The sequence below is a fragment of the Mesorhizobium sp. M0983 genome (assembly GCF_040318975.1).
Classification (GTDB): domain Bacteria; phylum Pseudomonadota; class Alphaproteobacteria; order Rhizobiales; family Rhizobiaceae; genus Mesorhizobium.
This window is the reverse complement of the sequence record NZ_JAMYNH010000001.1, coordinates 408,947-433,394: the sequence shown is the minus strand read 5'-3', so window position 1 is coordinate 433,394 and position 24,448 is coordinate 408,947. Positions and strand designations below refer to the sequence as shown.

General features: G+C 62.3%; 24 protein-coding genes and 1 tRNA gene. 4 read left to right on the top strand and 21 right to left on the bottom strand.

Annotation, left to right across the window (positions count from 1 at the left end):
* Nucleotides 1-6 precede the first annotated feature (6 nt).
* On the top strand, nucleotides 7-513 hold the full coding sequence (locus NKH71_RS02260; protein ID WP_023720723.1) for a methyltransferase family protein: 507 nt from the start codon (nucleotides 7-9) through the stop codon (nucleotides 511-513).
* A 19-nt stretch (nucleotides 514-532) separates the two neighbouring features.
* On the opposite strand, the gene NKH71_RS02255 is transcribed toward NKH71_RS02260, so the two are convergent.
* Nucleotides 533-919, bottom strand: coding sequence for a MerR family transcriptional regulator (locus NKH71_RS02255; RefSeq protein WP_023676566.1), 387 nt, complete (start codon nucleotides 917-919; stop codon nucleotides 533-535).
* A 139-nt stretch (nucleotides 920-1,058) separates the two neighbouring features.
* The gene (gene mgtE / locus NKH71_RS02250; protein WP_023720724.1) at nucleotides 1,059-2,477 is read right to left on the bottom strand and encodes a magnesium transporter; all 1,419 of its coding nucleotides are present in this window, start codon (nucleotides 2,475-2,477) and stop codon (nucleotides 1,059-1,061) included.
* A gap of 277 nt (nucleotides 2,478-2,754) precedes the next feature.
* Between mgtE and NKH71_RS02245 the strand changes: the two genes are divergently transcribed.
* Nucleotides 2,755-2,976, top strand: a complete 222-nt coding sequence (locus NKH71_RS02245) for a hypothetical protein (RefSeq protein WP_156948157.1) — start codon at nucleotides 2,755-2,757, stop codon at nucleotides 2,974-2,976.
* A 197-nt stretch (nucleotides 2,977-3,173) separates the two neighbouring features.
* Here NKH71_RS02245 and NKH71_RS02240 read toward each other — a convergent pair whose 3' ends face one another.
* Complete coding sequence (locus tag NKH71_RS02240; RefSeq protein ID WP_031194498.1) at nucleotides 3,174-3,656, bottom strand: SRPBCC family protein; 483 nt, start codon at nucleotides 3,654-3,656, stop codon at nucleotides 3,174-3,176.
* Nucleotides 3,653-3,970 (bottom strand): ArsR/SmtB family transcription factor, encoded by a 318-nt coding sequence (locus NKH71_RS02235; RefSeq protein ID WP_023720727.1) that lies wholly within the window; start codon nucleotides 3,968-3,970, stop codon nucleotides 3,653-3,655. Before NKH71_RS02235 ends, NKH71_RS02240 begins: the two co-directional genes overlap by 4 nt.
* Nucleotides 3,971-4,398: 428 nt before the next feature.
* Here NKH71_RS02235 and NKH71_RS02230 point away from each other — a divergent pair, with 428 nt between their 5' ends.
* Nucleotides 4,399-5,220 carry a phosphatase PAP2 family protein gene (locus NKH71_RS02230; protein ID WP_023720728.1) on the top strand — a complete coding sequence of 274 codons (822 nt, stop codon included), beginning with the start codon at nucleotides 4,399-4,401 and terminating at the stop codon, nucleotides 5,218-5,220.
* 143 nt (nucleotides 5,221-5,363) lie between these two features.
* Here the strand turns inward: NKH71_RS02230 and NKH71_RS02225 are convergent.
* A tRNA-Leu gene (locus tag NKH71_RS02225) sits at nucleotides 5,364-5,448 on the bottom strand.
* Nucleotides 5,449-5,625: 177 nt separating this feature from the next.
* On the opposite strand from NKH71_RS02225, the gene lipB reads away from it, so the two are divergent.
* Nucleotides 5,626-6,369 (top strand): lipoyl(octanoyl) transferase LipB, encoded by a 744-nt coding sequence (lipB, locus tag NKH71_RS02220; RefSeq protein ID WP_352483062.1) that lies wholly within the window; start codon nucleotides 5,626-5,628, stop codon nucleotides 6,367-6,369.
* A gap of 404 nt (nucleotides 6,370-6,773) precedes the next feature.
* Here the strand turns inward: lipB and NKH71_RS02215 are convergent, their stop codons facing one another.
* The 16 genes from NKH71_RS02215 to NKH71_RS02140 all read right to left on the bottom strand — a co-directional run bounded on the left by NKH71_RS02215 (nucleotide 6,774) and on the right by NKH71_RS02140 (nucleotide 24,372).
* The gene (locus NKH71_RS02215) at nucleotides 6,774-7,457 is read right to left on the bottom strand and encodes an ABC transporter ATP-binding protein (protein WP_023720730.1); all 684 of its coding nucleotides are present in this window, start codon (nucleotides 7,455-7,457) and stop codon (nucleotides 6,774-6,776) included.
* Nucleotides 7,454-8,740 carry a lipoprotein-releasing ABC transporter permease subunit gene (locus NKH71_RS02210; RefSeq protein WP_352483059.1) on the bottom strand — a complete coding sequence of 429 codons (1,287 nt, stop codon included), beginning with the start codon at nucleotides 8,738-8,740 and terminating at the stop codon, nucleotides 7,454-7,456. The genes NKH71_RS02215 and NKH71_RS02210 overlap by 4 nt, the downstream gene beginning before the upstream one ends.
* Nucleotides 8,737-10,065: a proline--tRNA ligase gene (gene proS, locus NKH71_RS02205; protein WP_352483058.1), complete on the bottom strand. Its 1,329-nt coding sequence runs from the start codon at nucleotides 10,063-10,065 to the stop codon at nucleotides 8,737-8,739. The genes NKH71_RS02210 and proS overlap by 4 nt, the downstream gene beginning before the upstream one ends.
* A 561-nt stretch (nucleotides 10,066-10,626) precedes the next feature.
* A complete protein-coding gene (locus NKH71_RS02200) occupies nucleotides 10,627-10,911 on the bottom strand; it encodes a DUF1467 family protein (protein WP_023720733.1) in 285 nt (94 codons plus the stop codon).
* Nucleotides 10,908-11,312: a methylmalonyl-CoA epimerase gene (gene mce / locus NKH71_RS02195; RefSeq protein WP_352483057.1), complete on the bottom strand. Its 405-nt coding sequence runs from the start codon at nucleotides 11,310-11,312 to the stop codon at nucleotides 10,908-10,910. Before mce ends, NKH71_RS02200 begins: the two co-directional genes overlap by 4 nt.
* Nucleotides 11,313-11,409: 97 nt before the next feature.
* Nucleotides 11,410-13,080 carry a ribonuclease J gene (locus tag NKH71_RS02190; protein ID WP_023720735.1) on the bottom strand — a complete coding sequence of 557 codons (1,671 nt, stop codon included), beginning with the start codon at nucleotides 13,078-13,080 and terminating at the stop codon, nucleotides 11,410-11,412.
* A gap of 84 nt (nucleotides 13,081-13,164) precedes the next feature.
* Nucleotides 13,165-13,986 carry a biotin--[acetyl-CoA-carboxylase] ligase gene (locus NKH71_RS02185; RefSeq protein WP_023720736.1) on the bottom strand — a complete coding sequence of 274 codons (822 nt, stop codon included), beginning with the start codon at nucleotides 13,984-13,986 and terminating at the stop codon, nucleotides 13,165-13,167.
* Between the two features lie 4 nt (nucleotides 13,987-13,990).
* Nucleotides 13,991-15,427, bottom strand: a complete 1,437-nt coding sequence (nuoN, locus tag NKH71_RS02180; RefSeq protein WP_352894214.1) for an NADH-quinone oxidoreductase subunit NuoN — start codon at nucleotides 15,425-15,427, stop codon at nucleotides 13,991-13,993.
* Between the two features lie 18 nt (nucleotides 15,428-15,445).
* Complete coding sequence (locus tag NKH71_RS02175) at nucleotides 15,446-16,951, bottom strand: NADH-quinone oxidoreductase subunit M (protein WP_023720738.1); 1,506 nt, start codon at nucleotides 16,949-16,951, stop codon at nucleotides 15,446-15,448.
* Entirely contained in the window at nucleotides 16,951-18,924 is a 1,974-nt protein-coding gene (nuoL, locus tag NKH71_RS02170) for an NADH-quinone oxidoreductase subunit L (RefSeq protein WP_352894213.1), read from the bottom strand. The genes NKH71_RS02175 and nuoL overlap by 1 nt, the downstream gene beginning before the upstream one ends.
* 10 nt (nucleotides 18,925-18,934) lie before the next feature.
* The gene (gene nuoK, locus NKH71_RS02165) at nucleotides 18,935-19,243 is read right to left on the bottom strand and encodes an NADH-quinone oxidoreductase subunit NuoK (protein WP_023676620.1); all 309 of its coding nucleotides are present in this window, start codon (nucleotides 19,241-19,243) and stop codon (nucleotides 18,935-18,937) included.
* Between the two features lies 1 nt (nucleotide 19,244).
* Nucleotides 19,245-19,865, bottom strand: coding sequence for an NADH-quinone oxidoreductase subunit J (locus tag NKH71_RS02160; RefSeq protein ID WP_352466864.1), 621 nt, complete (start codon nucleotides 19,863-19,865; stop codon nucleotides 19,245-19,247).
* 118 nt (nucleotides 19,866-19,983) lie between these two features.
* Nucleotides 19,984-20,475, bottom strand: a complete 492-nt coding sequence (nuoI, locus tag NKH71_RS02155) for an NADH-quinone oxidoreductase subunit NuoI (RefSeq protein WP_023676622.1) — start codon at nucleotides 20,473-20,475, stop codon at nucleotides 19,984-19,986.
* Nucleotides 20,475-21,518 (bottom strand): NADH-quinone oxidoreductase subunit NuoH, encoded by a 1,044-nt coding sequence (nuoH, locus tag NKH71_RS02150; protein WP_352894212.1) that lies wholly within the window; start codon nucleotides 21,516-21,518, stop codon nucleotides 20,475-20,477. Before nuoH ends, nuoI begins: the two co-directional genes overlap by 1 nt.
* Nucleotides 21,519-21,520: 2 nt before the next feature.
* Nucleotides 21,521-23,602, bottom strand: coding sequence for an NADH-quinone oxidoreductase subunit NuoG (nuoG, locus tag NKH71_RS02145; RefSeq protein ID WP_352483050.1), 2,082 nt, complete (start codon nucleotides 23,600-23,602; stop codon nucleotides 21,521-21,523).
* 74 nt (nucleotides 23,603-23,676) lie between these two features.
* A complete protein-coding gene (locus NKH71_RS02140) occupies nucleotides 23,677-24,372 on the bottom strand; it encodes a helix-hairpin-helix domain-containing protein (protein WP_352894209.1) in 696 nt (231 codons plus the stop codon).
* Nucleotides 24,373-24,448 lie beyond the last annotated feature (76 nt).

Below are 24,448 nucleotides of genomic sequence, written 5' to 3'. Positions count from 1 at the left end.
ACAGCAATGAGCGACAGTCACCCGAAACCCGTGCAGCAAAATCCTGGGCAGCCGAAGCTGGGGCACATCCCATGGCCGCCGCTGATCTATATCGCCGCCATCATCGTCAGCGTCGCGCTAGGGTTTCTCTATCCACTGCCGTGGATCGGCGATCTTCTCGGCGACATCCTGTTCGCCGCCGGGCTTGTGGGGCTGTTGGCGGTCGCCGCGCTCTGGTTCACGGCAATCCGCACCATGATCCGCGCCAAGACGACGCTCAACCCGAACGGCGTGCCGGACCATCTGGTGACCACCGGACCCTTCGCCGTCAGCCGCAATCCGATCTACCTCGCCAACACATTGCTGCTGGTCAGCCTCGCCTTTGTCTCGGGGATCGCCTGGTTCCTGCCGCTGGCGGTCATCGCGGCGTTCCTGACGCAGAAGCTGACGATCGAGAGCGAGGAGAAGGTGCTGACGGCCAAATTCGGCAAGAAGTACCGGGACTACGCCAAAAGGGTGCGGCGCTGGATTTGAGCCGAGGCTGACACCGCGCTTACGTGGTGACGCCGAGTTCAACCAGCCGCTCGACGCAGGACTCCTCGGCCTGGTCGAGCTCGGCCAGGGTCTCCTCGAGGTCGCGGCGTTTCTGGCGAAGATCCTCGCGCTTTTCCTCGATGCGCTTGATCATCAGCTTGAGTTGCCCAACCTCGCCGGGCGGCTCCCTGTACATCTGGATGATTTCGCGGATCTCGTTGATCGAGAAGCCGAGCCTCTTGCCGCGCATGATCTGCCGGATGAGATGCCGGTCCGACGGACGGAACAGCCGGGTGCGGCCGCGCCTTACCGGCTGCACCAGCCCTTCGTCCTCGTAGAAGCGTAACGTCCGCGTCGACACGTCGAATTCGCGGGTCAGCTCCGTGATCGAATAATATTCCCGCATCGTCACTCCAATGCCCCGGCCACGCCGCGAGTTCCAACTGGCCGGCGCCGCCGGCGCCCAGGCGCGTACCAGAATCGGCGGACAAGGCACCTTTCAAAGCCTCGCATGGCATTTACGTAAAAGTCAATTGAGGTGCCGTTCAGCCTACGCCGAACCACCATGTGGCAAGCCCGAGAAAGGCAAAGAAACCGACGACATCGGTGACCGTAGTGACGAAAACCGCCGAAGCCACAGCCGGGTCGATCTTGAAGCGGTCGAGCAGCAGCGGGATCAGGATGCCCGCCAGAGCCGCGACGAACATGTTGATGATCATCGCCGCCGCGATGATGCCGCCGAGATTGCGATCGTGGAACCAGGCAGCCGCGACGATGCCGATCAGAATGGCGAAGATGATGCCGTTGATGAAGCCCACCCCGATTTCGCGGCGGATGATGCGGCCGGCATTGTAGATGTCGAGGTCCCTCGTCGCCAGCGCCCGCACCGTGACGGTCATGGTCTGCGAGCCGGCATTGCCGCCCATGCCGGCGACGATAGGCATCAGCACCGCCAACGCCACGATATGCTCGATGGTGCGGTCGAACAGGCCGATCACCGAAGCCGCGAGGAAGGCCGTCAAAAGGTTGACCAGCAGCCACGGCACACGCGAGCGCGAAGTCGAAAGGATGCTGTCCGAGAGTTCTTCGTCGCCGACGCCGCCCATGCGCAGCAGATCTTCCTCGGCCTCCTGCTGGATGACGTCGACGACGTCGTCGATGGTCAGCACGCCGACCAGCCGCTCGTTCTCGTCGACGACGGCAGCGGACAGAAGATCGTATTGTTCGAATTCGCGTGCCGCCTCCTCCTGGTCCATGGTGGCCGGGATGGCATGCCTGGTCTCATGCATGACCTCTTCGACCTTGACCGAGCGCTTGGTGCGCAGGATCTGGTCGAGGTCGATGGCGCCGAGCAGCTTGAAGCTCGGATCGATGACGAAGATCTGGCTGAAACGGTCGGGAAGGTTGTTGTCCTCGCGCATGTAGTCGATGGTCTGGCCGATCGTCCAGAATGGCGGCACCGCGACGAACTCCGTCTGCATGCGGCGGCCGGCGGTCTCTTCGGGATAGTCGAGCGAGCGCCGCAGCCTGATCCGCTCGGTGAACGGCAGTTGCGACAGGATCTCGTCCTGGTCCTCCTGGTCGAGGTCCTCGAGGATGTAGACGGCATCGTCGGAATCGAGCTCCTGCACGGCCTGGGCGATCTGCGCATTGGGCAGATTGTCGACGATGTCGCGCCTGATCGCCTCGTCGACCTCGGTCAGCGCGGAAAAATCGAAATCCTTGCCCAGCAATTCGACCAGGGCGCGGCGCTGTTCCGGGTGCAGCGCCTCGAGCAGGTGGCCGAGTTCCGACTGGTGCAGATCGTCGACTTCGCGCTTCAGCGTCAGCGTATCGCGATCGGCGATCGCGGCACCGATCTGGGTGAGAAACGACGACAGGATGACGCCGTCCTCGTCATAGATGTCGGCGCGGCGCTCCTCAGCGGCCCTGGCGCCGGTCATGTGTTCGTCCTGGCCTTCCACCAGCGCCTCCCGCCATCGGATTTCCGGATAAGGTGCCTGTCAGGTCTAGACCATGATCCTGAAAAGTGGAAACCGGTTTTCCGAAAAGATCATGGTCAAACACAAGGATGGAGCGGCGGCGCGATTTGGCTTGAGCATCGGCCTCTCTGTGCGCAACCGACGGATATCAGGCGACCTTGCGAGCTGCCGGTTGCCCAAGATTGATAATTCAAGATTGATAATTAGAGGATTCTAATTTAGCATCTCTATAATTACCGGTAATAAAGGGAGGGTGTTTATGGGGAAGTATCTGTTTACCAGTCTTGCGTTGGTTTGTTCGGGAATACTTTTGAACCCGATTACCGCCGATGCAAAGGCCTTCAAATCTTTTCAGGGCAAGGAATGCAAGCCTGACTACAAACGGCTTTGCCCAATGACACCGATCGGCAAATGCGACCTTCAGAGCATGATCGAGCAGTTGTCACCCGCCTGCAAGGCTTTCGTCGAGAAGCACCGGTAATCCAGCTCTGCCATCGCCGCCGACCAACCGCCGGGCAGTCCGCGACAACGCCAGGTGTGGTGTGCCCCGGTCGGGGAATCGGTCGCCCAACAACAACAGTCCCGGTGGTCGGGCAGAACGGCATATGCTGCACCGGGAATGAGGCGAGGCCAACGGTGCGACGGCCTCGCTGGATATCGGGCTTAGAGGCCTGCCGATCAGGCAGCGTAGCGTTTGGCCTCAGCCGCGTAGGCGCCAAGGACACCGCTCCAGCCACGCTCCGATTCGAAGGCCTGGCGCGCTGCTTCTGCGGTCTCGCCCATGTTCTCCAGAAGCCGGTGCTCGAGTTCCACCCGCGTCGAATTCTCGCCGAGCGCGACAAAGCGGATGTCGACCTCGGTCAGCAATGCCGGATCGTAGCGCCAGTCGGCCCCGATACGCCAGGCGAGCGTCAGCCTCGACGGCGGATCCCAGGCGAGAACCTCGCCCCAATCGCATTCTGACCCATCCTCGCCGATCTCGTACCAGCGGCCGCCGGCTTTCGGTTCGATCACCGCAGTCGTCAGGGCGGATTTGCCGATTGAGTGCGAAGCCGGCCACCACCGTCCGAACCCTGTCGTGAACACATCGAATGCCTTGTCGAGCGGCACCTCCACGGTCACCGACTTCCTGACCGGTGCGGGCTTGATCATAGTCGTCATTTCCTCTTCTCCTTGCTGTTGTCGACTTCCCGTTTGAAGGCGTCGAGCGCATCGCCCCACATGCGATCGAGCCAGGCGCGCATCTCGCCGAGCCCATGCGGGTCGAGATGATAGATATTGCTGGCGCCCTTGGGCTCGGCACGGACCAGTCGGGCTTCCTTCAGCACTTTGAGGTGCTGCGATACCGCCGGCTGCGAGACCGGAAGCACCCGCGTCAGATCGATGACCGAGCGCGGCCGATCGGCGATGAGCTCGAACACCTTGCGGCGTGTCGGATCGGCCAAGGCCACCATTCCTGCGTAATCATAAACCATGACTTATGATAATCTAAAACTTATGATAGGTCAACCGAGGGAGTGGCGGGCCCGTGTTTAAGCACCGGCCTTTCGACCCCGAGGCTCCGGGCAATTCCTTCGCGCGGGGCATGGACAGCAATGCGGATGCAAGATTGCTCAGGGAATCAATCCACCGCATGCGAGCCGGCAGGTGTCGACCACCGGGGAAAAGTAAACCTGACGGCAAGGTTTTTACCTTATCGGTGTATATGTCTCTCCGGCGAAACATTAAGAACGGGTAAATTGGCTTGGCCCTAACTACGGAAGCCTCTCGCCACAGGCCCTCAGCCATATGGCAATTGCGCCTCTCCTTGTTTATGGCAATGTACGTGTTAGGTGCATCTGCACTATATCCAGAAGTATTCCGTACATCAGCCCTAATCTATTCTCACAAGTTTCTTATTGGCATGCCGGTCTTGTTTATCGGTGGCGTCTGTTGTGCCGCGCTCATCCATGGCCGACGGCAACCGGTTCGCTACGCCCTGGATTTGGTTCAAGGGCGCTGGCGCGGCTGTCTGTTGGTGCTGCTGTTCTTCTTTGCCAGCTTGACCGCGTTCTCCACCTACAAGATCGCCATCCCGTCCGTCGTCCCATACTATGCCGACCACTGGTTAGCCGACGCTGATGAATGGTTGCACGGGATGCCGCCGTGGGAGATCGCCCATAAGCTCGACAGCAACGGGTGGTCGCTCGTCGTCTTCAACAGCTATGAAGTCATTTGGTTCTACCAGTGGTTCGGCACCATCCTTTTCGTGGCGCTCTGGTCGGACGAGATTGCGCGCATCCGCTATCTCAGCGCGGCAGCGCTGACGTTGTGCATCCTCGGAACTGTCTTGGCTTTGGCGCTGGCATCGGTCGGGCCGGTTTACTACCACCAGTTTGTTGGCGTGGATCGCTTCCACGGATTGAATGCCGCCTTGGACAGACTGGACCATAATTACATGGTGCGGGAACCCGCAGCATATCTCCTGATGGCTTACCGGAGTGGCCGGCCAAGCCTTGGCGGCGGCATCTCGGCCATGCCAAGCATGCATGTCGCCTTTGCCGCACTGAACGCCTATTTGCTGTCCTCGATCAATCTCTGGCTGGGCGCTCTGGGTTGGGCGTTTGCAGCCCTGATCCTGTACGGATCGGTGTACACTGGATGGCACTATGCCCTGGACGGCTACGTATCGATCGCTGCTGTATCTGTGATCTGGTGGGCAACCGGACGCCTGGTGCGCGAATAATTATCCACGCAAACCGCATATATGGCTACGCGCCGATGGCGTTTTCGCATCGGCCAAACTCGCGATCGCAGGCAAAAAAGCCTCGCGCCTGACAAAGACGCTCTTTGCCGTGCTCGAACTCAACGGGGCGCTTTCGAATTTAATGGTGCGGTCGAGAAGACTCGAACTTCCACGGGTTGCCCCACAGCGACCTCAACGCTGCGCGTCTACCAATTCCGCCACGACCGCACGTGGTAGGAGCCAGAACGAACCGGCCCGCGGCGTGTAGCAAATCGTTTCCGGTGAAACAAGTGCGCGGCCAGCAATAATCGGCCGGATATCGGCTTAACTCTGCAAAGCGCCGAACGTGCCCGGAACTGGACGTTTGTACCGATTGCCGCCATATGAGGGGCGAGACGAGATATCATGACAGAACGCAGCCAGATCGCCACGTCGTTCCTGCCCTCGCCCGGCTCGGCGCCGGTCGAATGGCGCATTGAGCCCGGGCTCACCGCCTATCCCGATGCGCTCGCCGTGATGGAGGCGCGCGCCGAAGCAATCCGCAGCGGCGCGGCTGGCGAGATGGTCTGGCTGGTCGAGCATCCGCCGCTCTATACCGCCGGCACCAGCGCCCGTTTCGAGGACCTGATCGAGCCGGACCGCTTCCCGGTCTTTGCCGCCGGGCGCGGCGGCGAATACACCTATCATGGGCCGGGCCAGCGCGTCGCCTATGTCATGCTCGACCTCAAGCGGCGGCGCGAGGATGTCCGCGCCTTCGTCGCGGCACTCGAACAATGGATCATCGGCACGCTGGCCGCCTTCAACGTACGCGGCGAACGCCGCGAGGACCGCGTCGGCGTCTGGGTGGTGCGGCCGGATCGCCCCGCTTTGCCCGACGGCTCGGTCGCCGAGGACAAGATCGCTGCCATCGGCATCAGGCTGAGGCGCTGGGTGAGCTTTCACGGCATTGCCATCAATGTCGAGCCGGATCTCGGCCATTTCAGCGGCATCGTGCCGTGCGGCGTCCAGGATCACGGCGTCACCAGCCTCATCGATCTCGGCCTTCCCGTAACAATGGCCGATCTCGACCTGGCGCTGAAATCAGCCTTCGAAGATGTCTTCGGCCCGGCAGCGCCTTTGCAGGTCGAGGCGGCCCGCAAAGTCGGCTGACAGAACCTCACTGAAGACCGTAGTCCTACGCTGCGCCCCTCGCCTCCGCGAAGAACGGGTCGTCAGCGTTCGAGCCATGTCTTTCAGCGCATCCTCACATCGCGCCGATCCAGATTGCCATGGAAATGAGGAACGTGCTCATGCACACCAGCGAAACGACATCCTGAACAAGATCGGTCATAACTCTCTCACGTTGTTAGTATGTTCGTATTTTGTTCTAATTTTGTTCGAATGTCAACGATCGCAATCCCGGCATGGCCGGAATTGCGTGCGGTCAATTTCGGCAGGGTTAAGAAAGGGTTGAGAGGCAGATTGCCGACGGTTTCGGGCCGAGAGCGCGCACGAAAAATAGCGGACGGCGCACGCCAGTTCGCAGGCCGGCATCACCTCGGTCTTAGCACACCCTAAAGCGGGACGACCTTGCCGTCGGCAAGCGTCACGCGGCGATCCATGCGCGAGGCAAGCTCGTGATTATGGGTGGCGATCAGCGCCGCCAGGCCGGATTGCCGGACCAGCGCTGCCAGCGCCTCGAACACATAGGAAGCAGTCACCGGGTCGAGGTTGCCGGTCGGCTCGTCGGCCAAAAGCACCAGCGGTGCGTTGGCGACGGCGCGCGCAATGGCGACGCGCTGCTGCTCGCCGCCGGAGAGCTCGGAAGGGCGATGCTGCGCCCGCTTGCCGATCTGCATGTAGTCGAGCAATTGCGCCGCCCGCTCGGCCGCCTCCTTGCGCGCCAGCCCTTTTATCAGCTGCGGCATCATGATGTTTTCCAGCGCCGAGAATTCAGGCAGCAAATGATGGAACTGGTAGACGAAGCCGACATCGTTGCGGCGGATCGCCGTGCGCTCATCGTCGGAAAGCCGGCCGCAGGCGCGCCCCGCCAGGATCACGTCGCCGGCGTCCGGCCGCTCCAGCAGCCCGGCGGTGTGGAGCAGCGTCGACTTGCCGGTGCCCGACGGCGCCACCAGCGCCACCATCTCGCCACGCTTAAGCGAAAAATCGGCGCCGTTCAGGATGGTCAGCTTGCGCGGCCCCTGCACATAGTGCCGTTCGACGCTCTTCAGCTCGATAATGGCCTCGGCCATCATTCGTACCTCAGCGCTTCGACCGGATCGAGCCTGGCCGCCCGCCACGCCGGAAACAGTGTCGCCAGGAACGACAGCGCCAAAGCCATGAGAACGACCGAGATCGTCTCGCTGGCATCCATGCGGGCCGGCAGCTGGCTTAGGAAATAAAGCTCGGGATTGAACAGCCGCTCGTCGGCCAGCCAGGAGAAGAACTGGCGGATGCGCTCGACGTTGAGGCAGATCAAGATACCGAGCAGCACGCCGGCGATGGTGCCGACAACGCCGATCGCAGCGCCTGTCATCAGGAAGATGCGCAGGATCGCGCCGCGCGTCGCTCCCATGGTGCGCAGGATGGCGATGTCGTGGCCCTTGTCCTTCACCAGCATGATCAGGCCCGAAATGATGTTGAGCGCCGCCACCAGCACGATCAGCGTCAGGATCATGAACATGACGTTGCGCTCGACCTGCAGCGCGTCGAAGAACGTCTTGTTGCGTTGCCGCCAATCGACAAGGCTGATCGGCCGCTGCGCCGCCTCTTCGACCTTCGGCTTCAGCGCGTCGATATTGTCGGGATTGTCGGTGTAGATCTCGATCGTCTGCGCCCGGCCGTCCATGTTGAAATAAAGCTGCGCTTCCGAGAACGGCATGTAAACGATGGAGCTGTCATATTCCGACATGCCGACCTCGAAGATCGCGGTGACCGGATAGCCCTTCATGCGCGGCGTCGTGCCGAGCGGCGTGACGTCGCCCTCGGGCGAGATCAGCGTGATCGTATCGCCAAGCACAAGGCCGAGATTCTCGGCCATGCGGCTGCCGATGGCGACGCCCTCGCCGGTGTCGAAGCCGACGATCGAGCCCTCCTTGATGTTGTTGGCGACGATGGTGATCTTGCCGAGGTCCTCGCCGCGTATGCCGCGCACCAGCGCGCCGGTGCCGCCGCCGACATTGCCTTGCGCCAGCACCTGCCCGTCGATCAGCGGAATGGCGTATTTGACGCCGGGCACGCCGTTGATGCGGCCGGCAACCTGGGCATAGTCCTCCAGCGGCATGTCGAGCGGCTGCACGATCAGGTGCCCGTTGACGCCGAGGATGCGCGTCAGCAGTTCGGCGCGAAAGCCGTTCATGACCGCCATGACGACGATCAGCGTGGCAACGCCCAGCATGATGCCGAGGAAGGAGATCGAGGCGATGACCGAGATCACCGTCTCCTTGCGGCGCGAGCGCAGATAGCGCCACGCAACCATACGCTCAAAGCCGGAAAAGGGTCCTGCCCCCGAAGGTTTGGCTGCTGCCGCTTCGTTCATGCGGCGGCACCGAAACGCTTTTTCACGTCGCCGATCGGCAGCGTCTCGCGCTCGCCGGTCCTGCGGTTCTTGATCTCGACCTCGCCGGCTGCGACGCCGCGCGGCCCCACGATCACCTGCCACGGAAGTCCGATCAGGTCGGCGGTAGCGAACTTGCCTCCCGGCCGCTGGTCGGTGTCATCGTAGAGCACCTCCTTGCCGGCGGCGGCAAAGGCGGCATGCATCTCACCGCAGACGCGGTCGCATTCGGCATCGCCAGCCTTCATGTTGATCAGGCCGATGTCGAACGGCGCCACCGCTTCCGGCCAGATGATGCCGTTATCGTCATGGCTGGCCTCGATAATCGCCGCGACCAGCCGCGACGGACCGATGCCGTAGGAACCGCCAGAGACGAAATGATCCTTGCCGTCCGGCCCGGTCACCTTGGCGCCCATCGGCTTGGAATATTTGTCGCCGAAATGGAAGATATGGCCAACCTCGATGCCGCGCGCCGAGACCTTGTCGGCTTCGGAGAGCTTTTCCCATGCCGCCTCGTCATGCATTTCGTCGGTGGCGGCATAGGGCGTCGTCCATGTCTTGACGATCTCGGCAATCTCGGCGTCATTCGAAAAGTCGGTATTCGCCCCTGGTACATCAAGCGAGAGATAGTCGCGATGGCAAAACACCTGGCTCTCGCCGGTGTCGGCCAGGATGATGAACTCATGGCTGAGGTCGCCGCCGATCGGCCCGGTGTCGGCGCGCATCGGGATCGCCTGCAGCCCCATGCGCGTGAACGTCCTGAGATAGGACACGAACATACGGTTATAAGCGGCCTTGGCGCCTTCATAATCGAGGTCGAAGGAATAGGCGTCCTTCATTAGGAATTCGCGCGAACGCATGACGCCAAAGCGCGGGCGCACCTCGTCGCGAAACTTCCACTGGATATGATAGAGGTTGAGCGGCAGGTCCTTGTAGGACTTGACGTAGGAGCGGAAGATCTCGGTGACCATCTCCTCGTTGGTCGGGCCGTAGAGCATGTCGCGATCTTGCCGGTCCTTGATGCGCAGCATCTCCTTGCCGTAGTCTTCGTAGCGGCCGCTTTCGCGCCACAGCTCGGCCGATTGGATGGTCGGCATCAGGATTTCGAGCGCGCCGGCGCGATTCTGCTCCTCGCGAATGATCCGGCAGACCTTGTCCAGTACCCGCTTGCCGAGCGGCAGCCAGGAGAAGCTGCCTTGCCCCTGCTGGCGGATCATGCCGGCGCGCAGCATCAGCCGATGCGAGACGATCTCGGCCTCGCGCGGATTTTCTTTGAGGATGGGCAGGAAATAGCGCGACAAACGCATGAACTGGTCCGTGAGAGAGGATGGCGGCGCCGGAATCGGCGCAGCGCAGGCTTGCTTGCCCCGGCTTCATAGCCATTTCATGGCGGAATGGAAACCCGGCCCAGGCGCTGCACAGACGCCGCAATTGCCGCACACGGCTTGCTGGGCGTTTCGCAAGCAACGCCTGCCGTACTATTGTGCACTGCAGCACGAGATTGCCTGTTTCCGGGCAAAATTCTTCGTGACATTTTCACCCGCCTTAGGCTAGTGTGCCCCGATAACCGAGAGGGCGGAGAAAAATCTGCCCTCCTACGCGGTCAAAGTCTTGGGAGGATGCGATCTAGGCGCGGTAACTCGCTGCCGCCGGACACCGGAAACAGATCGGACGCGTTTAAATTGCAAGGCCTCGCGCCTTGCATTTTTTTTGTGCAATCATTTGGTTAGCAAGACAGATTGCCAAACTACATGACGTTGCGTCAGCCCAAATCCGGCCCACGGCCTTTACTTGGGTTGACCTTGCTGGCTGAGCTTGATTTCAGGGCGTCGGCATAGGTCTTGGATAGCAGGACATTGGGTAGCCGGCTAATGCGCTGGGCTCTGGTTGAAATCCGGCACGATGTGCGGGATGTCGTCGATGCCGAGACCAAGCCCTCTCGTGATGCCGTAGAAGATGCCCATCAGGACCAGTGTGGCGATCGTCGTGCGCAGTGCGGCGCGCACCATATGCGGTCCGCGCGGCGCGCTCGGAACCGTACCCAGCGTCACATCCTGGTCCTCGTCCTGCGTCCGCATGCTGAACGGCAGGACGGCGAACAACACCACCCACCATGTGGCGAAGAACAGGGCGATGAAAGAGACCCAGCTCATGCTTGCTCCAGTTCGACCAGCGTGCCGAAAAAGTCCTTGGGGTGCAGAAACAATACAGGTTTGCCATGCGCGCCGGTCTTCGGATTGCCATCGCCCAGCACGCGCGCGCCGCTGGCCTTGAGACGGTCGCGCGCCGCAACAATGTCGTCAACCTCGTAGCAGACATGGTGCATGCCGCCGGACGGATTCTTCTCGAGGAATGCCGCGATCGGCGAGCCTTCGCCGAGCGGCTCCAGCAACTCGATCCTGGTATTGCCGACGTCGACGAACACCACCGTCACGCCATGCTCCGGCAGCGCCTGCGGCGCGGTCACGCGGGCGCCAAGCGTATCCCGATAGGCCGCCGCCGCCGCAGCCAGATCCGGCACGGCAAGCGCGACATGGTTGAGGCGTCCGAGCATTGACTGCGTCCTTAGGGCAGTAAGGCAATAGGGCAGTATGAGAGTAGGGAAAACTACTTTCTCCCCTACTGCCGTACTGCCCTACTCCCCTATTCCCTTACCGCGTGACGAACACCGTCACCAGCGGCTTCTTGCCCCAGGCTTCGTTGGCCGCGCCGCGCACCGCGCGCCGCACCGCCTCCTGGACCAGGTCGAGGTCTTTTCGGCGCTGGCGGGGGATGGAGTCCACGGCGCCGATTGCCGCATCGATCATCAGGTCTTCCAGGCTCTCGCCGCTGCCATCGGCCTCGGCGACGCCGATGGCGACGAGATCGGGATCGCCGGCGAGTTCGTATTTGTCGTCGAGCACGACATTGACGGCGACGTGGCCGGCGAAGGACAGCTTGCGCCGGTCGCGAATGCCCATCGCCTGGTCGGTGCCGACCAGCCTTCCGTCCTTGTAGATGCGGCCGAACGGCACCTGGTCGATGATCGCAGCCGCACCCGGATAGAGCCTGAGCATGTCGCCATCGCGCACCTGCGCCACCTGGCCGATGCCGGACGTCGACATCAGCGAGCCCTGCGCCACCAGATGCGCCGCCTCGCCATGCACGGGAACGCCGATCTGCGGCCGCACCCATTCATACATCTTGCGCAATTCGCTGCGGCGCGGATGACCGGAGACATGCACCAGCGCATCGCCGTCCTCAATGATCTTGATGCCGAGATCGATCAGGCGGTTCTTGATCTCGAGGATCGCCTTCTCATTGCCGGGAATGGTGCGCGAGGAAAACACCACCGTGTCGCCGGCAGTCAGCGCCACCGACTTCATCTCGTCGCGCGACAGCTTGGCGAGTGCGGCAAGCGGCTCGCCCTGGCTGCCGGTACAGATGATGACGAGGTTTTCGCGCGGGATGAAGCCGTAATCTTCCTCGGCGATGAATTCCGGCAAGCCGTCCATATAGCCGAGTTCATCAGCCACATCGATGACGCGCTTCATCGAGCGGCCAAGCACCAGGCACTGGCGGCCGGCATCCCGCGCTGCCTTGGCGATGGAGACGATGCGCCCGACATTGGAGGAGAAGCTGGTGACGGCGACACGGCCCTTGGCGTTCTGGATGACGCTCTTGATGCCCTCGCCCACCGCCACTTCGGACGGCGATTCCCCTTCCCGCAACGCATTGGTGGAATCGCAGATCAGCGCCAGCACGCCCTTGTCGCCATAGGCGCGGAAGCGTGACTCGTCGGTCATCGGCCCCACCGTCGGCGCCGGATCGATCTTCCAGTCGCCGGTATGGATGACGACGCCGGCCGGAGTGGTGATCGCCAGCGACATCGGCTCGGGAATGGAGTGCGCGACGGGGATGGCCTCGATCTCGAACGGACCGACGGTGAATTTCTCGCCGGCCCGGTAGATCGTCACCGGAATTTTCGGCGCCCCTTGCTCGCCCTGCCGCTTGGCTTCCAGCAGGCCGGCGCTGAACGGCGTCATCCACACCGGCGCCTTGAGCTTCGGCCAGATGTCGTGCAGCGCACCGTAGTGGTCCTCATGCGCATGGGTGATGACGATCCCGCGCAGATTGGCGACATTCTCCTCGATGAAGCGCGTGTCGGGCAGCACCAGGTCGACGCCGGGCAGGGTTGCATCGGGAAAGGTGACGCCGACATCGACGACGATCCATTCGCGCGCATTGGCCGGGCCATAGCCGTAGAGGGCGAAGTTCATGCCGATCTCACCGACACCGCCGAGCGGCACGAAGACAAGTTCGGCGTTTTCCGCTTTCGCCATGATCTTTCCTTCCTTGCCCGTCAAACTCTTGGGCCGGTCAAATTCAAGCTGGTCAAATACAGGCCAGTCAAACGTATTGGCCAGTCAACCGCCGGCCGAGGCAACCGCGCCGAAATGCACGTCGCCGGCGGCGATCGTCAGAACCGAACCTTCATCGTCGCGGATCACGAAACGGCAGTCCTCGTCAATGGTCTCGAAGGTGCCGCGCACCACATTACCGTCAATTCTGACAGCAACCTGCCCGCCAAGCCCCGCCGCACGCGCCAGCCACCGCTGCCTGACGGCGGCAAGCCCACGCCCTTCGTTCCACAGCCGGGCATTCTCGCTCCATGCATCCGACAGCGCCAGAAACAGCGTCTCGGCATCGCAAGCAGACCCCAGCGCGTTGAGCGACGTCGCTGGATAGGGCAAATCCCTGGGATAAGCCACCACATTGACGCCGATGCCGACAGCCACTGCGGAACGGCCCCCCTCCAGCATCGCCGATTCCAGTAGGATGCCGGCGAGCTTGGCGCCCGAGGCAAGCACATCGTTCGGCCATTTCAGCTCGAAACGGTTCTTGCCTTGGCTCGCACCATCGAGGCCGATCGCGATCCTGCCCTTCGGCACGACAGCGTCGAGCGCGTCGGCCAGCGCCAGTCCGGCAACGAAGCCGAGCGTCGCGGCAAGCCGAAGCTCGGTGTTGGTGATCACCAGCAGCGTCGCTGCCAGATTGCCTTCGGGCGTCGCCCAGGCGCGGCCACGGCGGCCACGCCCGGCTTCCTGCTTTTTTGAGACGACCCAGAGCTTGCCCGGATCGCCGGCCCGCGCGTGCTCCAGCGCCAGCGCATTGGTGGAGCCGACCGTGTCGTGCGCCTCGAGCCGGAACCCTTCCGAAGCCGCGGTTGGAGCCAGCCTGAATGTCATTCCGTCAGAAGAAGGTCTTGGCTGCGGCAGCGGCATAGGTTCCGATCGGGCCGCCGATCAGCACATAGAACAGCACGAAGGCGCCGCAGACGCCGAGCACGACGCGCAGTTCGGTCGCCATCGGAACGAAGCCGCCGACCGGTTCGTCGAACCACATGATCTTGATGATGCGCAGATAATAATAGGCGCCCACCACCGAGGCCAGCACGCCGATGATCGCCAGCGCGTAGAGATTGGCATTGATGGCGGCAAGGAACACGTACCATTTTCCCCAGAAGCCGGCGAGCGGCGGGATACCGGCCAGCGAGAACATCAGGATGGTGAGGATCGTCGCCATGATCGGGTTGGTCGCCGACAGGCCGGCGAGATCGCTGATCTGCTCGACATTGCCCTCCTTGCGCCGCATGGCGAGGATGAAGGCGAAGGTGCCGAGCGTCATCACCAGGTAGATCAGCATGTAGATGGCGACGCCGCGCACGCCGTCCTGGCTGTTGGCGGCAAGGCCGACCAGCGCATAGCCCATATGGCCGATGGAGGAATAGGCCATCAGCCGCTTGATGTTGGTCTGGCCGATCGCCGCAAAGGCGCCGAGCGCCATCGACGCGATCGAGATGAAGACGATGATCTGCTGCCAGTCGGCGGCGATCGGCTTGAAGGCGCTCATGGTGACGCGCACCATCAGCGCCATCGCCGCCATTTTGGGTGCCGCCGCCAGAAAAGCCGTCACCGGCGTCGGCGCACCTTCATAGACGTCGGGCGTCCACATATGGAACGGCACCGCCGAGATCTTGAAGGCAAGGCCGGCCAGCACGAAAACCAGGCCGAAGACGAGGCCGAGCTGGCGCTCGCCGCCGCTCAGCGCCGCGGCGATCTCCTGGAAGCCGGTATTGCCGGTGTAGCCGTAGACCAGCGAGATGCCGTAAAGCAGCATGCCCGAAGACAGCGCGCCAAGGACGAAATACTTCAGGCCGGCCTCGGTCGAACGCAGACTGTCGCGGTTGATCGCCGCCAGCACGTAGATCGCCAGCGACTGCAGCTCGAGGCCGAGATAGAGCCCGATCATGCCGTTGGCCGAGATCATCAGCATCATGCCGAGCGTGCAGAGCAGGATCAGCACCGGATATTCGAACTTGTCGAAATGCTCCGCCTGGGCAAAGCGGACCGACATGACCAGCGTCACCGCCGAGCCGATTAGCGCCAACACCTTCATGAAGCGGGCGAACGGATCCTGGATGAAGGCTTCGCCATAGGCGTTGCCCTGCCCCGGGGAAAAGATCAGCCAGGCGCCAGCGATCACCAGCACGGCGACGGCAAGGCCGCTCACTGTGACGGTGGTGTTGGCGCGCGAATAGGCGCCGAGCATCAACAGCGCCAAGGCGCCGATGGCGAGGATCAGCTCTGGCGTCGAGAGCGACAGGCTGGAGAGAAGGTCCGGCGTCATGGTTCGCAAAACCCCTAGTCAGTTCGCCGCCGCGGTCTGCGCGGCGCCGATGGATGCAGTGACATTGGTAACGAGCGCCTTGACCGATTCGGCCGTCGCGTCGAAGATCGGCGCCGGATAGACGCCGAAGAAAATGACCAGCGCGACCAGCGGATAGATGATCACCTTCTCGCGTGTCGACAGGTCGAGCAGTCCTTTCAGGCTTTCCTTGGTCAGTGCGCCGAAGATCACCTTGCGGTAGAGCCAGAGCGCATAGGCCGCCGACAGGATGACGCCGGTGGCGGCGAAGAACGCCACCCAGGTGTTGACCCGGAACACGCCGAGCATGGTCAGGAACTCGCCGACGAAGCCGCTGGTGCCGGGCAGACCGACATTGGCCATGGTGAAGATCATGAACACGGTTGCATATTTCGGCATGTTGTTGACCAACCCGCCATAGGCGTCGATGTCACGCGTGTGCATGCGGTCGTAGACGACGCCGACGCAGAGGAACAGCGCGCCTGAGACCAGGCCGTGCGACAGCATCTGGAAGATCGAGCCCTGCACGCCTTCCTGGTTCATCGCGAAGATGCCCATGGTGACGAAGCCCATGTGAGCGACCGACGAATAGGCGATCAGCTTCTTCATGTCCTCCTGCATCAGCGCCACCAGCGAGGTGTAGATGATGGCGACCACGGAGAGCGTGAAGATCAGCGGCGCGAACATTTCGGAGGCGATCGGAAACATCGGCAGCGAAAAACGCAGGAAGCCGTAGCCGCCCATCTTGAGCAGGATGGCGGCCAGGATCACCGAGCCGGCCGTCGGCGCTTCGACATGGGCGTCCGGCAGCCAGGTATGCACCGGCCACATCGGCATCTTCACCGCAAAGGAAGCGAAGAAGGCAAGCCATAGCCAGGTCTGCATATTGGCCGGGAAGTTGTGGGTCAGAAGCGTCGGGATGTCGGTGGTGCCGGACTGGAAGAACATCGCCATGATGGCGAGCAGCATCAGCACCGAGCCGGCCAGCGTATAGAGGAAGAACTTGAACGAGGCATAGACGCGCCGCTTGCCGCCCCACACGCCGATGATGATGAACATCGGGATCAGGCCGGCTTCGAAGAAGACGTAGAACAAGACGATGTCGAGCGCGCAGAACACGCCGATCATCAGCGTCTCGAGCAACAGGAAGGCGATCATGTAAGCCTTGACGCGCTTCTCGATCGATTCCCACGAAGCGAGGATGCAGAGCGGCATCAGGAAGGTGGTCAGGATGACGAACAGCATGGAGATGCCATCTACGCCCATATGGTAGGAGATGCCGGAATCCAGCCAGGCAAACTTCTCGACGAACTGGAAGCCGGGCTGCGAATTGTCGAAGCCGGTCCAGATGAACAGCGAAACCACGAAGGTGAAGGCGGTCGTGAACAGCGCAATGGCGCGGATGTTGCGGCGCGCATTGTCGCTGTCGTCACGCACGAAAAGGATGAGCAACACACCAACCAGCGGCAGGAAGGTGACCAGCGATAGGATCGGCCAGGCGGTCATCAGAGCATCATCCAGGTGACGAGTGCGGCAACGCCGATCAGCATGGCGAAGGCATAGTGATAGAGATAGCCGGTCTGCAGCTTGACGACGCGGTTGGTGACGTCGACGACGCGCGCCGAGATGCCGTCCGGCCCGAGCCCGTCGATGATAGTGCCGTCGCCGGTCTTCCACAGGAAGCTGCCGAGGCGCTTTGCCGGCCGCACGAACAGGAAGTCGTAGAGCTCGTCGAAATACCATTTGTTGAGCAGGAAGGCGTAGAGCAGGCGATGGTTGGCCGCGACGCTCCGAGGCATTTCCGGCGCGCGAATGTAGAATTGCCAGGCTATCGCAAAGCCGATCAGCATGGCGATGAACGGCGCGAGCTCGACCCAAAGCGGCAGTTCGTGGATCTCGTGCAGGATGTGGTTGTCAGGCAGCGTGAACAGAGACGCCTTCCAGAATTCGGCATAGCCCTCGCCGATGAAGGCGCCGTGGAAGATCACGCCGGCGAACAGGGCGCCTGCCGCCAGAATGAACAGCGGCACCAGCATGACCGGCGGCGATTCATGGACATGGTGCATCACCTCATGGCTGGCCCGCGGCTCGCCATGGAAGGTCATGAAGATCAGCCGCCAGGAATAGAAGGAGGTGAAGCAGGCGGCAATGACCAGCAATATGAAGGCAAACCCGGCGACCGCATTGTGGCTGGCAAAAGCGGCTTCGATGATGGCGTCCTTGGAGAAGAAACCGGCCGTGCCGATGATCGTCACCGGGATGCCGACGCCGGTCAGCGCCAACGTGCCGATCACCATCATCCAGTAGGTCGTCGGGATGAGCGTCCTCAGGCCGCCCATCTTGCGCATGTCCTGCTCGTCGGAGACGGCGTGGATGACCGAACCCGAGCCGAGGAACAGTAGCGCCTTGAAGAAGGCGTGCGTGAACAGATGGAAGATCGCCGCGCCATAGGCGCCGACGCCGAGCGCCACGAACATGTAGCCGAGCTGTGAGCACGTCGAATAGGCGATGACGCGCTTGATATCGTTCTGGACGAGACCGACTGTCGCCGCGAAGAAGGCGGTGAAGGCGCCGATGAAGGTGACCACGGTCAGCGCCGAATGCGACAGCTCGAACAGTGGCGACAGCCGCGCCAGCATGAACACGCCTGCCGTCACCATGGTGGCGGCATGGATCAGTGCCGAGACCGGCGTCGGGCCTTCCATAGCATCAGGCAGCCAGGTGTGCAGCGGCACCTGCGCCGACTTGCCCATTGCGCCCATGAACAGGAGCAGGCAGACGACCGTCATCGCAGCCTGCTTGTCAAGCGCATAGCCGAGGAAGGTCAGTACGGCCGGACCCTGCTGCGCGCCTTCGGCCGGAATGAAGGTCGCCGCATTGGCGAAGATAGTGCCGAGATTGACCGAGCCGAAAAGCACGAACACGCCGAATATGCCAAGCGCGAAGCCGAAATCGCCGACGCGGTTGACGACGAAGGCCTTGATCGCAGCCGCATTGGCCGACGGCTTCTTGTACCAGAAGCCGATCAGCAGATAGGAGGCCAGACCGACACCTTCCCAGCCGAAGAACATCTGCACGAGGTTGTCGGCCGTCACCAGCATCAGCATGGCGAAGGTGAACAGCGACAGATAGGCGAAGAAGCGGGGCCGGTCCGGGTCGTGATGCATGTAGCCGATCGAGTAGATATGGACCAGCGCCGACACCGTATTGACGACGACCAGCATCACTACGGTCAGCGTGTCGATCCGCAGCGCCCACGACGCTTCGAGGCCGCCCGACTGGATCCAGCGCATCACCGGCAGGGTGAACACCTCGCCGCCGCCGAAGCCGACCGAGAAGAAGGCAACCCACGACAGCACAGCCGCGATCACCAGGAAGCCTGAGGTGATGTATTCGGAAGCCTTGGCGCCGAGCGAGGTGCCGAACAGGCCGACGATCAGGAAGCCGAGCAGCGGAAGGAAGACGATGGCCTGATACATGGTGGTTCCGTCAACCCTTCATCATGTTCACGTCTTCGACCGCGATCGAGCCGCGGTTGCGGAAGAAGACGACGAGAATGGCAAGGCCGATCGCTGCTTCGGCCGCCGCAACGGTCAGCACGAACAGTGCGAACACCTGGCCGACCAGGTCGCCCAGCGCCGCCGAAAAGGCGACGAAATTGATGTTGACCGCAAGCAGGATCAACTCGATCGACATCAGGATGACGATGACGTTCCTACGGTTCAGGAAGATGCCGAACACGCCAAGCGTGAACAGGATCGCCGATACGGTCAGGTAGTGCGCGATGCCGACGACCATCTCAGACTCCTTCGCCCGTCTTGACCTTGCGAATTTCCACTCCGGTTGCCGCCGTGCGGCCGACCTGGGCGGCGATCGACTGCCGCTTGACGCCCGGCTTGTGGCGCAGTGTCAGCACGATGGCGCCGATCATGGCGACCAGCAGCACCAGCCCCGCCACCTGGAAGTAATAGAGGTAATCCGTATAGAGGATGTCGCCGAGCGCTGCCGTATTGGAGCGCGCGGCCAGGTCCGGAATGGGCTTGGCGACCGTCGCCGCCAGTTTCGGCGCGAATGTATAGCCGCCGAGCACGACGATCAGCTCCGCCGCCAGGATCAGCCCGACCAGCGCGCCGATCGGTGCATATTGCAGGGCGCCTTCCTTCATTTCAGCGAAATCGACGTCGAGCATCATGACGACGAACAGGAACAGCACCATGACCGCGCCGACATAGACGACGAGCAGGATCATCGCCAGGAACTCGGCGCCGGTCAGCATGAACAGGCCGGCGGCGTTGAAGAAGGTCAGGATCAGGAACAGCACCGAATGCACGGGATTGCGCGCCGAAACGACCATGAACGCCGACGCCACCGCGACAAAGGCGAAGAGGTAGAAAAAGGCCGCCTCTAGTCCACTCAGCATGGGTTCCCCCGGGTTTCCTGTCCGAACAGGACGTTCGTCCTGTTTTTTGCCACCGCCTCCGGCCGGCAAGTTGCGTGTTCCTTAAACGAGGCCCCTCGCCCCGTCCATGCGTCAAATATCAGCGGTAAGGCGCATCCAGCGAGATGTTGCGCGCCAGTTCGCGCTCCCAGCGGTCGCCATTGGCCAGAAGCCGATCCTTGTCGTAATAAAGCTCCTCGCGCGTCTCCGTCGCGAATTCGAAATTCGGCCCCTCGACGATGGCATCGACCGGGCAGGCTTCCTGGCAGAAGCCGCAATAAATGCATTTCACCATGTCGATGTCGTAGCGCACGGTGCGCCGCGTGCCGTCATTGCGGCGCGGGCCGGCTTCGATGGTAATGGCCTGCGCCGGGCAGATCGCCTCGCACAATTTGCAGGCGATGCAGCGTTCCTCGCCGTTCGGATAGCGGCGCAGCGCATGTTCGCCACGGAAGCGCGGGCTGACCGGCCCCTTCTCATGCGGATAATTGATCGTCTCCTTCGGCGCGAAGAACTGGCGCATCGACAGGAAGAAAGCACTGACGAAATCCTGCAATAGCAGTGACTTGGCGGCCTGGGACAATGCTGACATCAGGCAAACCCCGTGATCTTGAGGAAGGCGGCGGTGGCGACCACCATGAACAGCGAGATCGGCAGGAAGACCTTCCAGCCGAGCCGCATCAGCTGGTCGTAGCGATAGCGCGGCACGAACGCCTTCACCATCGAGAACATGAAGAACACCAGGCAGACCTTGAGCACGAACCAGATCAGCCCCGGCACCCAGGTGAACGGCGCGAAATTGAAGGGCGGCAGCCAGCCGCCAAGGAACAGGGTGGTGGCCAGTGCGCACATCAGGACGACGGCGACATATTCGCCCAGGAAGAACAACAGGAACGGCGTCGAGGAATATTCGACCATATGGCCGGCGACGAGTTCCGATTCGGCTTCCACGAGGTCGAAGGGCGGACGGTTGGTTTCCGCCAGCGCCGAGATGAAGAAGACGATGAACATCGGAAACAGCGACAGCCAATGCCAGTCGAGGAAGGTATTGGGCAGGCCGATCCGCGTGCCCAGCCCATCCTGCTGCGACAAAACGATATCGGTCAGGTTGAGCGAGCCGACGCAAAGCAGCACGGTGACGATGACGAAACCGATGGAGACTTCGTAGGACACCATCTGCGCCGCCGAGCGCAGCGCACCGAGGAACGGGTATTTCGAATTGGACGCCCAGCCGCCCATGATCACGCCATAGACCTCGAGCGAGGAGATGGCGAAGACGTAGAGGATGCCGACATTGACGTTGGCGATGGCCCAGCCCTCATTGACCGGGATCACCGCCCAGGCTGAGATCGCAAGCACCGCCGACACCAGCGGCGCCAGCAGGAAAACGCCCTTGTTGGCGCCGGACGGAATCACCGGCTCCTTGAAGACGAATTTCAAAAGGTCAGCGAAGGCCTGCAGCGTGCCCCATGGGCCGACGACGTTCGGTCCGCGGCGCAATTGCACCGCCGCCCAGATCTTGCGGTCGGCGTAAAGCACATAGGCGACGAAGATCAACAGAACGACGATCAGCACGACCGACTTCAAAAGGATCAGCAGCGCCGGCAGCACGTAGAAGGAGAAGAAGGTGTCCATGTCTACTCCGCCGCCTGCCTGAAGCCGTTCTTCGCCAAAGCCGAGCACTCGGCCATCACCGCGGAAGCCCGCGCGATCGGGTTGGTCAGGTAGAAATCCTTGACCGGCGAGGTGAAGGTGCCCTTGTTCAGCCGCCCGCCGAGCTTGGCCACCCTGGCGATGTCGGCCGGGTCGCCGGCCGCGACATGGTCGATGCGGGCAAGATGCGGGTATTCCGCATAGAGCCTAGCGCGCAATTGCGGCAGCGAATCGAACGGCAGCTTCTTGCCGAGCACATCCGACAGTGCCCGAAGGATCGCCCAGTCCTCGCGCGCCTCGCCGGGCGCGAAGCCGGCCCGGTTGGTCTGCTGCACGCGGCCTTCGGTGTTGACGAAGGTGCCCGACTTCTCGGTATAGGCGGCACCCGGCAGGATGACGTTGGCGCGATGCGCGCCCTTGTCGCCATGCGTGCCGATATAGACGACGAAAGCGCCGCCGGTCTTGGCCATGTCGATTTCGTCGGCGCCGAGCAGGAACAGCACATCGGTCTCGCCCAGCATGCCGGCGACGTTCCTGCCGCCCTCGCCCGGCACAAAGCCGACATCGAGGCCGCCGACCCGCGCCGCCGCGGTGTGCAGTACGGCAAAGCCGTTCCAGTCGGCCCTTGCGGCGTTGACGGCGACGGCGAGCTTCGCCGCCTGGCCGAGCACGGCCGCGCCGTCCGGACGCGCCAGCGCACCCTGGCCGACGATGATCAGCGGATGCGTCGCCTTCTTCAGCAGTTGAAAGAATTTGCCGTTGCCATCGGCAAGATCCTTCAGCGATTCCGGCCCGGCGCCGAGTTGCTCGTAATCATAGCGCGTATCGCCGACATCGCCGATGACGCCGACCGGCAGATTGCCGGCCCGCCAGCGCTTGCGGATGCGGGCGTTGAGCAAGGACGCCTCGAAGCGCGGATTGGCGCCGATGATCAGCACCGCATCGGCCTGTTCGATGCCTTCGATGGTCGGGTTGAAGACATAGCTCGCCCGGCCGAGCGACGGATCGAGTGCGGCACCGTCCTGGCGGCAGTCGGTGTTCTTCGAGCCAAGCGAAGCCATCAGAAGCTTCAGCGCGTAGATCTCCTCGACGGCGGCAAGATCGCCGGCAATGGCACCGATCTTTTCAGGTGCGGCATTCGACACCGCTTCCTTGATCGCGGCAAAAGCCTCGGCCCAGCTTGCGGGGGCCAGTCTGCCGTCCTTGCGCACATAGGGCCGGTCGAGGCGCTGCGTGCGCAAGCCGTCCCAAATGAAGCGGGTCTTGTCGGAAATCCATTCCTCGTTCACCGCCTCGTTGGTACGCGGCAGGATGCGCATCACTTCGCGGCCTCGGCTATCGACGCGGATCGCCGAGCCGACGGCGTCCATGACGTCGATGGATTCGGTCTTGGTCAGTTCCCACGGCCGTGCCTGGAAGGCGTAGGGTTTGGAAGTCAGCGCACCGACCGGGCAAAGGTCGATGACATTGCCCTGCAGTTCCGAAGTCATCGCGCTTTCGAGATAGGTGGTGATCTCGGCATCCTCGCCGCGGCCGATCAGACCGAGTTCCGATATGCCGGCAATCTCGGTGGTGAAGCGGACGCAGCGCGTGCAATGGATGCAGCGGTTCATGATCGTCTTGACCAGCGGCCCGATATACTTGTCTTCGACCGCCCGCTTGTTCTCGTGGTAGCGCGAGGAATCGACGCCGAACGCCATCGCCTGGTCCTGCAGGTCGCACTCGCCGCCCTGATCGCAGATCGGGCAATCCAGCGGATGGTTGATCAGCAGGAATTCCATCACGCCTTCGCGCGCCTTCTTGACCATCGGCGTGTTGGTGAAGATTTCCGGCGGCTCGCCGTTCGGGCCGGGGCGCAGGTCGCGCACGCCCATGGCGCAAGACGCCTGCGGCTTGGGCGGCCCGCCCTTGACCTCGATCAGGCACATGCGGCAATTGCCGGCGATCGACAGCCGCTCGTGGAAGCAAAAGCGCGGAACTTCCGCGCCGGCGTCCTCGGCCGCCTGCAGCAGCGTGTAATGGTCGGGTACAGTGATCTCTTTCCCGTCGACCTTGAGCTTTGCCATTTCGCCTCAAACCCCTGCGGACGTTCCGCAATCTTTCCTTCCGGACGCAGCCGAGACCGCGCACGATATTGAATTCACTTTTTGACCCCGGCCAACGCGGCCGCCTGACCGATCCAGCCGTCACGGCCGATGCGGCCCTTCAACGACAGGTAATCTTCGACCCAGGCGATCTCTTGCGGCGTCCACGCGGCGATCTGGGCGTATGTCCAGATGCCAAGGCCGTTCAGCACCTTTTCCAGTTTCGGCCCGATGCCCGATATCGCCTTGAGGTCGGCCGGCTCAGCTGGCCGGTCCATCGCTTTGGGCTGCTTGAAATCTTCCGGCATCAGCCCGGCCGAGGCATCCGCTGCAACGGTGCTCGCATTCGCCAAGCTCCGCGCCGCGGTGCTCGTCGCAATGTCGGTCACGTCATTGGCGAAGGACTGCGCCTCGGCAATCAGGGTTTTGGTCGCTGCGCGCGCCTTTGTCGAGGAGCTTTTGCCGGTCGCGGAAAAGCGTTCCGTCCTGGCTTCGAAATCCTCGGCGACCGGCTGCCAAAGCCGCTGCGAAGTTTCGGCCGCGCCCGAAAGCACGCCCATCCAGATGCCAAAGACGTGGTTGGCAAGACCGATGCCGAGTGCCGCCATCGCCGCCGCACTCGCGACAGGATGCGCCAGGAGATTGACGGCATTGGCCATCTCCTTCGGCATCATCCTGGTCAGATCCTGGTTCATCTTCAACAACGGGTCCATATCGGGCGTAAAATCGTCGGGTGTCGAAAACAGCGACATAGGTGGTCTCCTGGTCGTTTCCGTCTGCCCCGCGCTCGTTTCCTCGTCTCGGACATTCGCCCGCATTTTTGAATTC

Coding starts and splice junctions, on each gene's coding strand:
- NKH71_RS02260 (WP_023720723.1), top strand. CDS start 7: ATGAGCGACAGTCACCCGAAACCCGTGCAGCAAAATCCTGGGCAGCCG.
- NKH71_RS02255 (WP_023676566.1), bottom strand. CDS start 919: ATGCGGGAATATTATTCGATCACGGAGCTGACCCGCGAATTCGACGTG.
- NKH71_RS02245 (WP_156948157.1), top strand. CDS start 2,755: ATGGGGAAGTATCTGTTTACCAGTCTTGCGTTGGTTTGTTCGGGAATA.
- NKH71_RS02240 (WP_031194498.1), bottom strand. CDS start 3,656: ATGACGACTATGATCAAGCCCGCACCGGTCAGGAAGTCGGTGACCGTG.
- NKH71_RS02235 (WP_023720727.1), bottom strand. CDS start 3,970: ATGGTTTATGATTACGCAGGAATGGTGGCCTTGGCCGATCCGACACGC.
- NKH71_RS02230 (WP_023720728.1), top strand. CDS start 4,399: ATGCCGGTCTTGTTTATCGGTGGCGTCTGTTGTGCCGCGCTCATCCAT.
- lipB (WP_352483062.1), top strand. CDS start 5,626: ATGACAGAACGCAGCCAGATCGCCACGTCGTTCCTGCCCTCGCCCGGC.
- NKH71_RS02215 (WP_023720730.1), bottom strand. CDS start 7,457: ATGATGGCCGAGGCCATTATCGAGCTGAAGAGCGTCGAACGGCACTAT.
- NKH71_RS02210 (WP_352483059.1), bottom strand. CDS start 8,740: ATGAACGAAGCGGCAGCAGCCAAACCTTCGGGGGCAGGACCCTTTTCC.
- proS (WP_352483058.1), bottom strand. CDS start 10,065: ATGCGTTTGTCGCGCTATTTCCTGCCCATCCTCAAAGAAAATCCGCGC.
- NKH71_RS02200 (WP_023720733.1), bottom strand. CDS start 10,911: ATGAGCTGGGTCTCTTTCATCGCCCTGTTCTTCGCCACATGGTGGGTG.
- mce (WP_352483057.1), bottom strand. CDS start 11,312: ATGCTCGGACGCCTCAACCATGTCGCGCTTGCCGTGCCGGATCTGGCT.
- NKH71_RS02190 (WP_023720735.1), bottom strand. CDS start 13,080: ATGGCGAAAGCGGAAAACGCCGAACTTGTCTTCGTGCCGCTCGGCGGT.
- NKH71_RS02185 (WP_023720736.1), bottom strand. CDS start 13,986: ATGACATTCAGGCTGGCTCCAACCGCGGCTTCGGAAGGGTTCCGGCTC.
- nuoN (WP_352894214.1), bottom strand. CDS start 15,427: ATGACGCCGGACCTTCTCTCCAGCCTGTCGCTCTCGACGCCAGAGCTG.
- NKH71_RS02175 (WP_023720738.1), bottom strand. CDS start 16,951: ATGACCGCCTGGCCGATCCTATCGCTGGTCACCTTCCTGCCGCTGGTT.
- nuoL (WP_352894213.1), bottom strand. CDS start 18,924: ATGTATCAGGCCATCGTCTTCCTTCCGCTGCTCGGCTTCCTGATCGTC.
- nuoK (WP_023676620.1), bottom strand. CDS start 19,243: ATGGTCGTCGGCATCGCGCACTACCTGACCGTATCGGCGATCCTGTTC.
- NKH71_RS02160 (WP_352466864.1), bottom strand. CDS start 19,865: ATGCTGAGTGGACTAGAGGCGGCCTTTTTCTACCTCTTCGCCTTTGTC.
- nuoI (WP_023676622.1), bottom strand. CDS start 20,475: ATGTCAGCATTGTCCCAGGCCGCCAAGTCACTGCTATTGCAGGATTTC.
- nuoH (WP_352894212.1), bottom strand. CDS start 21,518: ATGGACACCTTCTTCTCCTTCTACGTGCTGCCGGCGCTGCTGATCCTT.
- nuoG (WP_352483050.1), bottom strand. CDS start 23,602: ATGGCAAAGCTCAAGGTCGACGGGAAAGAGATCACTGTACCCGACCAT.
- NKH71_RS02140 (WP_352894209.1), bottom strand. CDS start 24,372: ATGTCGCTGTTTTCGACACCCGACGATTTTACGCCCGATATGGACCCG.